The organism is Paraburkholderia edwinii (assembly GCF_019428685.1).
In the GTDB taxonomy this organism is placed as follows: domain Bacteria; phylum Pseudomonadota; class Gammaproteobacteria; order Burkholderiales; family Burkholderiaceae; genus Paraburkholderia; species Paraburkholderia edwinii.
Genome location: NZ_CP080096.1, coordinates 1581492 through 1593849, shown reverse-complemented (window position 1 = coordinate 1593849; position 12358 = coordinate 1581492). Strand labels below are relative to the sequence as shown.

The 12358-nt window shown below is 59.8% G+C and carries 12 protein-coding genes; 7 read left to right on the top strand and 5 right to left on the bottom strand.

Features of this window, described 5'->3' with window-relative positions; all coding sequences use genetic code 11:
• The first annotated feature begins 63 nt into the window (after positions 1–63).
• The 3 genes from KZJ38_RS28850 to bamA all read left to right on the top strand — a co-directional run bounded on the left by KZJ38_RS28850 (position 64) and on the right by bamA (position 4067).
• Positions 64–1032 carry a D-2-hydroxyacid dehydrogenase family protein gene (locus KZJ38_RS28850; protein ID WP_219803474.1) on the top strand — a complete coding sequence of 323 codons (969 nt, stop codon included), beginning with the start codon at positions 64–66 and terminating at the stop codon, positions 1030–1032.
• 230 nt (positions 1033–1262) lie between these two features.
• Positions 1263–1661 carry a hypothetical protein gene (locus tag KZJ38_RS28845; protein ID WP_219803473.1) on the top strand — a complete coding sequence of 133 codons (399 nt, stop codon included), beginning with the start codon at positions 1263–1265 and terminating at the stop codon, positions 1659–1661.
• 87 nt (positions 1662–1748) lie between these two features.
• On the top strand, positions 1749–4067 hold the full coding sequence (gene bamA, locus KZJ38_RS28840) for an outer membrane protein assembly factor BamA (protein ID WP_219803472.1): 2319 nt from the start codon (positions 1749–1751) through the stop codon (positions 4065–4067).
• Positions 4068–4110: 43 nt separating this feature from the next.
• On the opposite strand, the gene ltnD is transcribed toward bamA, so the two are convergent.
• On the bottom strand, positions 4111–5001 hold the full coding sequence (ltnD, locus tag KZJ38_RS28835) for an L-threonate dehydrogenase (protein ID WP_219803471.1): 891 nt from the start codon (positions 4999–5001) through the stop codon (positions 4111–4113).
• A gap of 187 nt (positions 5002–5188) precedes the next feature.
• On the opposite strand from ltnD, the gene KZJ38_RS28830 reads away from it, so the two are divergent.
• On the top strand, positions 5189–6988 hold the full coding sequence (locus KZJ38_RS28830) for a nitrite/sulfite reductase (protein ID WP_219803691.1): 1800 nt from the start codon (positions 5189–5191) through the stop codon (positions 6986–6988).
• On the top strand, positions 6985–7410 hold the full coding sequence (locus tag KZJ38_RS28825; protein ID WP_219803470.1) for a DUF934 domain-containing protein: 426 nt from the start codon (positions 6985–6987) through the stop codon (positions 7408–7410). The genes KZJ38_RS28830 and KZJ38_RS28825 overlap by 4 nt, the downstream gene beginning before the upstream one ends.
• Before the next feature lie 35 nt (positions 7411–7445).
• Here the strand turns inward: KZJ38_RS28825 and KZJ38_RS28820 are convergent, their stop codons facing one another.
• From KZJ38_RS28820 to KZJ38_RS28810, 3 genes are all read right to left on the bottom strand, one after another.
• Positions 7446–8216 (bottom strand): aldolase, encoded by a 771-nt coding sequence (locus tag KZJ38_RS28820; RefSeq protein WP_246642077.1) that lies wholly within the window; start codon positions 8214–8216, stop codon positions 7446–7448.
• 9 nt (positions 8217–8225) lie between these two features.
• Entirely contained in the window at positions 8226–8909 is a 684-nt protein-coding gene (locus tag KZJ38_RS28815; protein ID WP_219803468.1) for an iron-containing redox enzyme family protein, read from the bottom strand.
• 219 nt (positions 8910–9128) lie between these two features.
• Positions 9129–9752 (bottom strand): glutathione S-transferase family protein, encoded by a 624-nt coding sequence (locus tag KZJ38_RS28810; protein ID WP_219803467.1) that lies wholly within the window; start codon positions 9750–9752, stop codon positions 9129–9131.
• A gap of 150 nt (positions 9753–9902) precedes the next feature.
• Here KZJ38_RS28810 and KZJ38_RS28805 point away from each other — a divergent pair, with 150 nt between their 5' ends.
• Positions 9903–10772, top strand: coding sequence for a GNAT family N-acetyltransferase (locus KZJ38_RS28805; protein WP_219803466.1), 870 nt, complete (start codon positions 9903–9905; stop codon positions 10770–10772).
• 41 nt (positions 10773–10813) lie between these two features.
• Here KZJ38_RS28805 and KZJ38_RS28800 read toward each other — a convergent pair whose 3' ends face one another.
• Positions 10814–11296 (bottom strand): winged helix-turn-helix transcriptional regulator, encoded by a 483-nt coding sequence (locus tag KZJ38_RS28800; RefSeq protein ID WP_343223898.1) that lies wholly within the window; start codon positions 11294–11296, stop codon positions 10814–10816.
• Positions 11297–11377: 81 nt separating this feature from the next.
• Here KZJ38_RS28800 and KZJ38_RS28795 point away from each other — a divergent pair, with 81 nt between their 5' ends.
• Entirely contained in the window at positions 11378–12271 is an 894-nt protein-coding gene (locus KZJ38_RS28795; RefSeq protein ID WP_219803465.1) for an SDR family oxidoreductase, read from the top strand.
• The last annotated feature ends 87 nt before the right edge of the window (positions 12272–12358 follow it).

Genomic DNA, 12358 nt, shown 5'->3' with positions numbered 1-12358 from the left:
TGCAATAGCAACCAACTAGCATGGGCGTTAGCGCCACCCATTCAACCAGGAGACAACTACCCAATGACCACCGCTTCGATCAATATCGCCGTGCTCGACGACTATCAGCACGTCGCCCCCACCCTCGCCGACTGGGCGAGCCTGCAACCTCAAGCGAACACCGTCTTCTTTCACGATCATATTGCCGACCCCGACGCCCTTGCCGCGCGGCTCGCCCCGTTCGACGCGATTGTGCTAATGCGCGAGCGCACGCGCTTCGACGCGGAATTGCTCGCGAGGCTCCCGAAACTGAAGCTGCTCGTGACCGTTGGCATGTGGAACGCGGCCGTCGATCTGCATGCGGCGAAGGCACGCGGCATCGTCGTTTCGGGCACGAATGCGGGCGAACCGGCCGCGACGCCCGCACTAACGTGGGGCCTGATTCTCGCGATTACGCGCAACCTGCATCGCGAGTCGGCATCGGTGCGCGCGGGCGGCTGGCAAACCAGCGTCGGAGTCGATATCAATGGCAAAACGCTGGGGGTGCTAGGCCTCGGCAGCATCGGCAAGCAGATTGCCCGCTTCGGCGCCGCGTTCGACATGAACGTGATCGCGTGGAGCCCGAACCTCACGCCTGAGCGCGCCGCCGAGGGCGGTGCGAAATACGTCGACAAAGCGACGCTATTCCGCGAAGCCGACATCGTGTCGATTCACCTGAAACTCGGCGACCGTTCGCGCGGCCTTGTCGGAGCGGCCGAACTCGCATCGATGAAACGGACCGCTTATCTCGTCAATACGTCGCGCGGGCCGATCGTATCGGAGCCCGCGTTGATCGAAGCATTGCAGACGCAGCGCATTGCAGGCGCCGCGCTCGACGTATTCGACGAAGAGCCCTTGCCGCTTACGCATCCATATCGTTATTTGCCAAACGTGCTTGCAACGCCGCACATCGGTTATGTGACTGAAAACACATATTCCCGCGCGTATCCGCAGATTGTCGAATCGCTTCATGCGTGGCTGGCCGGCGCGCCGATTCGCGAACTGCAAGCGTAGCTATCCGCAAGCGCGTGTCCGGGACAAACGTAAGACGCGCACACCGCTAAAGCAAAGCCTTAACGACGCACACCGATTGCAAGCGCATTGCTGCCACACTTGCAATCGGTCTTCTGTCCCCCGCTCTTTTATCAGCCGCCCGGAAGAAATCTGCAGTAACTCGCAGGTAACATGAACGCGGCCGATCTGACCTAACCTCCATGCTTGGTTCTGTTATCGAGTAAACAGGTATGGCCCCGCCTTCTGCCGTTGCGATCGATTCGTTCAAAGGCTTCGAGCTGACCGCCGACGGTCAGTATCTGATCCTGAACAGCAACCAGCCCGATCGCATCGCGCTTCATTGCTCGGTCATGCACGAATTGCTGGCCGCGCTATCGAACGCGATCGGTTCGTCCGAACGCATCCGCCATAAGAAAAAGAGCGTCAAGTTCGCCATGCCTTGCGAAGCGTGGGCGCTCGGCAAGGATGCTGACGGAAAGCCCTACCTGATTTTTACGTTCCGGCTGCCTGGAGGCGCGGAGTTGTCCTTTCAGTTGCACCGCTCGCAAGCGGCCCATATGACCGAGGTGCTTGCGCTGGCTACCGGTCTTGCCAAAAACCGTGACCTTTCAGGACTGCGACTGCAATAGCCGCAACAACAGCGTTGAGCGGATCACCAGGCCGTCGAGCCTAATTACAACAAGCTCCGTACAACGAGCTTAAACACAGCAAGCTGCATGAAGTCACGACTATTACTATCCCGCTGCGCGCAGTCTTTCACCTGGGTTGGCTTAAGCGTGACGGCGGTATCTGCACACGCTGCCGATTCTTTCGTGGTACAGGACATCCGCATCGACGGATTGCAACGGGTCGAACCGGGCACTGTGTTCTCGTATCTGCCGATCAAGAAAGGCGATACGTTCACCGACGATAAAGCTTCCGAGGCAATCCGCGCGCTCTATGCAACGGGCTTTTTCAACGACGTGAAGATTTCCGCCGAAGGCAACGTCGTGATCGTGACGGTAGCCGAACGTCCTGCCATCGGCACGATCGATTTCGCGGGTATCCACGAGTTCGAGAAAGACAACCTGCTGAAGGCGCTCAATGCGGTGGGCCTCTCGCTTGGACGCTATTACGACAAGGCGCTCGTCGACCGGGCCGAACAGGAGCTGAAGCGCCAGTACCTGACACGCGGCTACTACGCGGCGGAAGTCACGACCACCATTTCCCCGATCGACCGTAACCGCGTCGGACTGCTGTTTTCGGTTATCGAAGGGCCCAGCGCGAAGATCCGCCAGATCAACTTCATCGGCAACAAGGTGTTCAGTACGGGCACGTTGCGCGATGAAATGGAAATGTCGACGCCGAACTGGTTTTCCTGGTACACGAAAAACGACCTGTATTCGAAGGAAAAGCTGACCGGCGACCTCGAACATATCCGCTCGTACTACCTGAATCGCGGCTATCTCGAGTTCAATATCGAGTCGACTCAGGTGCAGATCACGCCGGACCGGAAGGACATGTATCTGACGGTCACGCTGCATGAGGGCGAGCCGTACACCATTTCGAGCATCAAGCTAGCGGGCAATCTGCTCGACCGCGAAGCGGAACTGCAGAAGGTGGTCACGGTCAAGCCGCACGAGCGTTTTTCCGCCGAAAAACTGCAGGCGACCACCAAAGCGATTGTCGACAAGCTCGGCGAATATGGTTACGCGTTCGCCACCGTCAACGCCGTGCCGCAAATCGATCAGGAGCATCACAAGGTCGATCTGACGCTGCAGGTGGACCCCGGTAAGCGCGTGTACGTACGACACATCAACGTAACCGGCAATACGCGCACGCGCGATGAAGTGGTGCGCCGGGAAATGCGCCAGCTCGAAAGTTCGTGGTTCGATTCGAGCAAGCTGGCGCTATCGAAAGACCGCATCAACCGGCTCGGCTATTTCACCAATGTCGAGGTCACCACGGTGCCCGTGGAAGGCACCGATGACCAGGTCGACGTCAATGTCGATGTGACCGAAAAGCCGACCGGCGCGATTACGCTGGGCGCCGGCTTTTCGTCGACGGACAAGGTGGTGTTATCGGCCGGCGTGTCGCAGGACAACGTGTTCGGCTCCGGCACGAGCCTGTCGGTGAACGTGAACACGGCAAAGACGTTCCGTACGCTGACCGTCACACAGGTGGATCCGTACTTCACGGTGGACGGCATCAAGCGCATTACCGATGCGTACTACCGCACCGTGCAGCCGTTGATTTTCTCGACCGATTCGAGCTTCCGCATCATCACGGTCGGCGCGGACACGAAATTCGGCATTCCGTTTTCAGAAGCGGACACCGTGTTTTTCGGCGTCGGCCTCGAGCAGAACCGGCTCGATATCGACGGGCAAACGCCGCAGTCGTATATCGACTACGTAAAAGAATTCGGCCGCGTGGTGAACAACGTGCCGGTTACGGTGGGCTGGTCGCGGGACAATCGCGACAGCGCGCTCGTGCCGAGCCGCGGTTACTTCACGCAGGCAAACGCCGAATACGGCACGCCGGCCGGCAACACGACCTATGTGAAGCTCGATGCGCAGGCGCAGTACTACTACTCGTTCGCGCGCGGCTTCGTGCTGGGCCTGAATTTTCAGGGCGGTTACGGCAAGGGCCTCGATGGCCAGACGTTCCCGATCTTCAAGAACTACTTTGCCGGTGGTATCGGCTCGGTGCGCGGTTATGAACCGAGCTCGCTCGGTCCGCGCGATGCGACCACGGGCGATCCGATCGGCGGCTCGCGTCTTGCGGTCGGCAATATCGAACTGACCTTCCCGCTGCCCGGCACCGGATACGACCGCACGTTGCGCGTGTTCACGTTCTTCGACGGCGGCAACGTATGGGGCGACCCGGGCCAGGGCGGCACATCGACCGGCGCGAACGGCTTGCGCTACGGCTATGGTCTCGGCCTCGCGTGGATTTCGCCGATCGGGCCGCTCAAAATAAGCTTGGGCTTCCCGCTCGTCAAGCATACGGGCGATCAGTATCAGAAGTTCCAGTTTCAGATCGGCACGGCGTTCTGATGATGATGCCAGTGCTAAGGCCCGCGCGCGCGGGCCAAAACACTTAAACCGACTTCGGCAGGTCAATGCCCGGAAACACCTTGATGACCGCCGAATCGTCTTCACCGCCGTGGCCGGCCGTCGACGCCATCATGAACAGCTGATGCGCTGCGGCAGATAACGGCAGCGGAAATTTCGTCGCGCGCGCGGTATCGAGCACAAGGCCGAGATCCTTGACGAAGATGTCAACCGCGGAGAGCGGTGCATAGTCGCCGTGCAGGATATGCGGCACGCGATTCTCGAACATCCACGAATTACCGGCGCTGTGCGTAATGACCTCGTACAGCATGTCCGGATCGACGCCTTCGCGCAGCCCGAGCGCCATCGCTTCTGCCGCGGCGGCGATATGCACGCCGGCAAGCAGCTGATTGATGATCTTCACCTTCGAGCCCACGCCGTGTTCCGCGCCTAGCCGGTAGACCTTGCCCGCGATCGCACCGAGCACCTCCTCGCATACTTCGTACGCGGCTTCCGGGCCCGATGTCATCATCGTCATCTCGCCAGATGCCGCGCGTGCGGCGCCGCCCGATACGGGCGCATCGAGCATCAGAAGCCCGCTTGCGTCGAGGCGTTTCGCGAGGTCTACCGCAAATGCGGGCGGCACGGTCGCGCTCGACAGCACCACACTGCCGGGTTTCATTGCAGGCGCGGCGCCGTTGTCGCCGAACAGCACCGCGTCGGTCTGCTGAGCATTGACGACCAGCGTGATAACGATATCGCACTGCGCGCCGAGCGCCGCGGGGCTTGCAGCTGCGATGCCGCCTTCGTTGGCGAAGCGCTGCAGCACATCGCCGCGTAAATCGTAAGCATAGGTGCGGAACCCCGCCCTTAGCAGCGAACGCGCGACGCCAAGCCCCATCGCGCCCAAGCCGATCACTCCCACCTGCCTTTTCATGCGTCTGTCTCCCGAGCCAGTTTTGACGGTCAAAACGATGCACACACCGGTACTGTAGACCTGAACGGCCGCCAGCATTGCAACTGCTGCGATATTTTTGCGCGCATCTGCCCCTGTCCGCCGGTGCGCGTTGCGAGTAATTTCGGCCGATGAGTCTTTGGACATCCAATCGTCATTTATCGGCCACATGTATCAATACAACGAGTTTGACAAGGCATTCCTGCGCAACCGCGCCGCGCAGTTCCGCGATCAGATCGAGCGCTGGCAGGACGGCCGGCTGAGCGAAGACCAGTTCCGCCCGTTGCGGCTGCAAAACGGCTGGTATGTGCAGCGGCATGCGCCGATGCTGCGCGTCGCCGTGCCCTACGGCGAGCTTTCGAGCGCACAGTTGCGCGTACTCGGACGCGTCGCGCGCGAATACGACGAGCCCGAGGCCGAGGTGTACAGCCGCGCGCTCGATGCGCAGCGCAAGCTCGGCACCGTGCGGCTGCCGACGCATCATGCGCACTTCACTACGCGCACGAACGTGCAGTTCAACTGGATACCGCTCGCGAAAGCGGCCGACGTGATGGACCTGCTCGCGACCGTCAATATGCACGGCATCCAGACGAGCGGTAATTGCATCCGCAACATTTCCTGCGACGAGCGCGCGGGCGTGGCGCCGGACGAAATCGCGGACCCGCGGCCGTTTGCGGAAATCATGCGGCAGTGGACCACCTTGCATCCCGAGTTCGCCTACTTGCCTCGCAAGTTCAAGATCGCAATGACAGGCGCGAGCGAAGACCGCGCGGCGACCGAATGGCACGACGTCGGGTTGCGCCTCAAGTACGACGAACACGGCGCCCTTGGCTTTCGCGTGACCGTCGGCGGCGGCATGGGACGTACACCGGTGATCGGCGCCGTGCTGCGCGAGTTCCTGCCGTGGCAGCACGTGATGAACTACATCGAAGCCGTGGTGCGCGTGTACAACCAGTATGGGCGGCGCGACAACAAGTACAAGGCGCGCATCAAGATTCTCGTGAAATCGGAAGGACAGCACTATATCGACGACGTCGAAGAGGAATTCCGGCAGATCATCGAGCATGATGGCGGTCCGCATACGATTCCCGATGCGGAACTCGAACGCGTGCGCGCTTACTTTTTATCGCCGGAGGGTCTGGCTGCACGCAAACAGCAGCCCGATCCGCTCGCGGCCACGGCACTGCGTGAAGCCGCCGCGCATACACCGCAGCTTGCGCGATGGCTCGAACGCAACGTGGCCGCACATCGCGACCCTGCGCTGCGCATCGTGACGCTGTCGTTCAAGCGCCTGTTGCAAGCGCCCGGCGATGCATCGGCCGATCAGCTCGACGTAGTCGCCGATCTCGTCGACCGCTTTTCGGCAGGTGAAGCGCGCGTCACGCACACGCAGAATATCGTGCTGCCGTGGGTGCATGCGGACGACTTGCTTGCACTATGGAACGCGGCGCGCGCCGCGGGACTCGCAAGCGCGAACGTCAATCTGTTGACCGATATGATCGCGTGCCCCGGCGGCGATTTCTGCGCGCTGGCGAATGCGCGCTCGCTGCCGATCGCACAGGCCATCACCGAGCGCTACCAGGATATGGACGAACTCGAAGATATCGGCGAAATCGATCTGCATATCAGCGGCTGCATCAACTCGTGCGGCCATCACCATAGCGGCCATATCGGCATACTCGGCGTCGATAAGGATGGCTCTGAGTGGTATCAGGTGACGCTCGGCGGCTCGGACGGAACCGAAGCGAGCGGACCTGCCCAGGCGGGCAAAGTGATCGGCCCGTCGTTTTCCGCGGGGGAAGTGACCGAGGCCGTGCAGGCGATATTGCAGACGTATCTTTCGCTGCGCGCGAGCGGCGGCGCTCGCGCTTGCCGTGAGACGTTTATCGAAACGGTGCGGCGCGTCGGCATTGAGCCGTTCAAGGCAGCAGCTAACCGCGTGCGCACGCTGGCAGAGGAAATCGCATGAGCACCGCTTTCAACATCCGGCTTTTGACTGCTGATGAACATGCCGCTGAAAACGCCGCCGACAGCAAACGTGCTGAATCAAGCGTCGTGACCCTCGCTAACGACGTCGATCCGCTCACTCTGCGCGATGCAATAGCCGCCGCACAGCGTGTAGAGCTGCATTTCCCAAGTTTCACCGACGGACGCGCATACAGCCAGGCTTATCTGATACGTCGCAGACTTGGCTTCACCGGCGATTTGCGTGCGACCGGCGACGTGCTCGCCGACCAGCTAACGCAAATGGAACGCACCGGCTTCTCAAGCGCGGTGCTCACCAGCGACGTCAATATTGACGATGCGCGGCGACAGTTGCAACGCTTCGCCGCGTTTTATCAAGGCGACGCGGCGCACGACGCGCCGTTTCGCCGACCTGATGCTGTTTGAACGTTCCCAGAACGTTGTTTGAACGCTATCCGACGCTACCCGTATCGGATCAATCCGCGCGCATAGTAGTCGAATAGCGCCTTTGAGCGCCGGTCCGTCAAGATCCAGTCATGTGCTTCCTTCGCGAGCGCATCGGGTATCTTTTTGATTTCCCCCGCCGCGCGCGCCAGCAGATGGAGCCGCGCGGCACGCTCGAACTGCACGGCGATCACACACGCCTCTTCGACGCTGCTGCCCGCGACGACTAAGCCGTGATGCGCAAGCAGCGCCGCCTTGCGGCCACCCAATACCTCGCTGATGATCTTGCCCTCGTCGTTGCCCACCGGCACGCCCGGCCATTCAGGCAACCAGGCAACCTCTCCATAGAGCATGCAACTGTCCATATGCGCGATAGCGAGCGGTTCGCCTAGCATCGATAGCGCGCTCGTATGGAGCGGGTGCGTATGAACAATGCACCTGACGTCGGGACGTCGATCGTAGATCCAGCTATGAAACCGGTTGGCGGGGTTCGGCATGCCCTGCCCTTCGATCACGTTGAGGTCACGATCGACCACCAGCAGATTCGCGACGTCGATCTCATCGAAGCCAAGACCAAGCCGTTGCGTCAGATAGTGGCCTGACCCATCGGGCAGCAACGCGGTGATCTGCCCTGCCAGCCCTGAATCGTGGCCATGACGGAACAAAATATTGCAGGTCAATGCAACCGTTTCACGCAGCGAACGAGAATGGCCGGCAAGCTCGGTATCCATTCGGTTCGCCGCGTGTCGCATCAACTCGTCTTTGTCGAGATGCGCTGTCTTCATGATCATGCATCCTCATGCATAGACGGTGGCTTGTTGCAGAATGTCGTCGAAGAACCTCAGGCGTGCATCGACGAGCGCCTGGCCCGCGGCCAGCATCCGGTTCAATTGCTGTTCGTCTTTTTCAGCAATGTCTATCATGATGTCGCGGATCGTTTCCGCGTGACCGTCGTCGCATTCGATGTGAATCAGGAAGAAGGAGATCTCCTTGTCCGGCACCTGATGCGCGCGAAAACCTGCAACGATGCTCGTATACACATCGGGCACCAGCGCCTCGGCGCCGAGACACAGTGCACCGAGACCCGAAGCCGGATTCGGGTCTTTGCAATGCTGAAACATCGAATCGATCAAACCGAACGTACCGGGCGTGAGCGTTTGCTCTGCGAGATCGATGCCGAAGCGCGCCAGCATTGCGCGATACAGTTCGTGATGCGGCGTGTCCCCGCTTTCGTCGAGGCCCAGTTCCTCGAACAGATTCTCGGAAAGATGCAGCACGTCTTCGTTGCGCGGCAGATTCGCCATCAGCGCGCACAGATACCGCGTGAAGTTGCGGCTATAAAGCCCTTGCTGGCCCAGAAAGCGCAGCAGTTCGTCCATCGTCACGTCGCCACTGCGACAACGAACGAGAAACGGGTGGGCGTTCACCTGATTGATCAGTTCATTCTTCTTCCTTTCGAGTACGTCGTGGTAGATCTTCATTCAATGCTCCTATAGACCGGTTGCGGGCGGTCGTAAAGCCACCTGTCTGCGTTAAACGATCTCTAGCGATCGTTCTATAGGTGTATAGCAACTCGAATGTAGACACCGATCGGTGCATCGGAAAATTTGAAGCTGTGAGCGAACGTCAAACCATTTGTTGAGTCTGCCAGATCATTTCTGTTCGCAATGCAGACAATATCGACATTCAATGTGTGGCGTTTACGATTGCCCGTTGTTGCAATAGAGCGCAAATGCAGGTCGCGCTGCGAGACGCTCGAAGTACTCCGCCACCGCTGGAAAATGCGGATGTTCGAACGGCGTACAGAGCCAGCGATTGATGGACAGCGCAATCGGCACATCGGCCAGAGAGAACTGGCTGCCTGCAATGAACGCACGCGTTGCTTCAAGCTGGCCGTTCAGTATGCGCATGTGCTTCGTCCAACTCTTGAGCGACGCGTCGATTTCCTCGGCGTTTTGATGCGCCGGCGATTCTCTAACGAGGCCGAGGAACGCGTAGCTCCATGAGCGATTGAGGTCCGTGGCTTGCCAGTCCATCCACTGATCGACTCTCACTCGCGCCAAAGGATCGGCCGGATAGAGCCATGCACCGTTATAGCGCATGGCCAGATAGCGAATGATTGTGTTCGATTCCCAGAGCACGAAATCGCCGTCGCGAATAACGGGCACGAGGCCATTCGGGTTCAGCGCGAGAAATTCAGGCGTTTGAGTCGATCGGAAGCCGTCGCCCCAGTCTTCCCGCTCGAATGGGATTTGAAGTTCCGCGCATGCCCAGAGTACCTTGCGCACGTTGATCGATGATGCCTTGCCGAGGACTTTTAGCATGTGTCGTTCTATTGGTTGTCTACGATGCCCATTCTGGTGGCGACGCATGAACGCCTCAAGAGACAATTGGAAACGCCGCGACCGTGGCAGTTTCGCGTGTGCCGAACGAGGTTTAAACTGGGCCACGCCGAAACCGACGCGGAGGGAAAGATGAGCGCAGCCATCGATACCAGTGACGATTTCACCGTTCGTTCAATGCGGTCGGACGAAGTGGAACACGCCATTCAGTGGGCGCAACAGGAGGGATGGAATCCCGGCCTGCACGACGCTGCGTGCTTTCGCGCGGCGGACCCCGATGGCTTCTTTATAGGCACGCTGCAAGACGAACCGGTCGGATCGATCTCCGCGGTTCGATACGGCGAGCACTTCGGCTTTATCGGCCTTTATATCGTGAAGCCGGAATTTCGCGGCAAAGGCTTTGGTTTTCGGATCTGGCGACACGCGATGGCGTACCTGGCCGGCCGAAATATCGGACTCGATGGCGTTGTCGCGCAGCAAGACAATTACCGCAAGTCAGGTTTTCAGCTCGCGCACCGGAACGTGCGGTTTCAGGGGATCGCGCGGCCACGACGCGCTCAATCGAAAATCATGGCGATAAAGAATCTTGGGGAGTTGCCGTTCGAGCAATTGATGTCATATGACCGGGCATGCTTTGCGGCGCCGCGCGAACGGTTTCTGGCGGATTGGACCGCGCAACCGGATGCGACGGCGATTGCCGCGGTGCACGATGGAGAGATTCGCGGCTATGGCGTACTGCGCAAATGCTGCAACGGCCATAAGGTCGGGCCGCTTTTCGCCGATGATGCGCATACCGCGGAAGCACTGTTCGATGATTTGATCGCACGACACGAGGGCGCGACGTTCGTGCTCGATGTGCCGGAGCCGAATGCAGCTGCGGCCGCGCTGGCACAACAGTATGGAATGACGAGCGTGTTTGAAACAGCACGTATGTACACGAAGGCGGCGCCGGCGATTCCGCTTTCACGCGTGTTCGGTATCACCACGTTCGAGCTTGGGTAATATCGACATTGGCCGATGCGTGGGTCAGCAACGATGTTGCGTCACGTTCGGCTGTTGCCTGGTTTTACGTTGACCGTACCCACCGCTGCAATATCAAACCGTCTTCTTGCCGCGACGATTTCATCGAAGCGCGCGTCCGCCCATTCGATCAGCCCGCCAAGCGGCACAAGCACCGAACGCCCAAGCGGCGAGAGCCGATATTCGACGCTCGGCGGTTTGGTTGGAAACACATGACGCGTGACGAGCCCTTCGCGCTCGAGCGTGCGCAGCGTCTGCGTCAGCATGCGCTTTGAGATATCGGGTATCACGCGATGCATGTCGCTAAAGCGGCGCGGCGTGCCGGCAAGCGACATCAACGTCAGCGTCGACCATTTGTCGCCGATCACGTCGAGTATGTTGCGAATCGGACAATGCACCGCATCGAAACCATCCTCCTGCCACGCACTGAAGTGACCGGCAATGTCATTATTCGTCGACACCGGATCGGGCTGGCCGGATGGGTTACTGCTAGGTAACCTGGACACGAAAAACTGCCTCCTTACGCGTTCGGAACGTGGTCCCTATGATAGTCCCACTCTCACTTCAGGACAGTATAGGAGCGTTATATGTCGAAGGAATCGAACGTTCTGGTTACGGGCGCGGCTGGGCAATTGGGCCGGCTCGTGATCGATGCGTTGTTGCAGACGGTGCCTGCGGAGCGTGTTCATGCGCTGGTGCGGAATGCGAAGGCGGCGCAGGGTTTGGCGTCGCTTGGGGTGAAGGCGCATATCGGGGATTATGACGCGCCGCGTACGCTTGATGCAGCGTTTGGTGGGATCGATAGGGTGCTGCTGATTTCGTCGAATGATCTTGGTGGGCGTGTCGCGCAGCATGGGAATGTGATCGACGCGGCGAAGCGTGCGGGTGTGGGGTTGCTTGCGTATACGAGTTTGCTGCATGCGGATACGTCGACGCTTGGGCTTGCTCGTGAGCATGTGCAGACTGAAAACTTGCTGCGCGAGTCGGGGGTGCCGTTCGTGGTGCTGCGGAATGGGTGGTATACGGAGAATTATGCGGCGACGATTCCGGCTTCTATTGAGCATGGGGTGATGCTTGGGAGTGCTGGTAGTGGGCGGATTTCGGCGGCTGCGAGAGCTGACTATGCGGCTGCGGCTGCGGTGGTGTTGAGTAACGCCGATGTGAAGCCGGGGCGGATTTATGAGCTTGCGGGGGATCAGGCGTTTACGCTCGCGCAGTTTGCTGCGGAAGTGGCCAGGCAGGCCAAAAAGGCTGTGGAATATCGGAATCTGCCGGAGGCTGAATTCAAGGCGGCGCTGGTTCAGGCGGGGTTGCCCGACCCGGTTGCGGTGCTGCTTTCTGATTCGGATCGCGGCGCCAGCGAAGGCGGGTTATTCGATGAACGTGGGGAGTTGAAGAAGTTGATTGGGCGGCCGACCAGGCCGTTTGCAGAGACCATTGCCTCGGCAATTGAAGCGACGATTGCGGGAGCTGGGCGATAGCGTGTGCGGGTGATTTGGTCGGCCTCGCGGTTTGTCGTTCTATTGTCGTTCTGTGACTCGCGAGGCCGAACAGGTACTAGGTCGGCT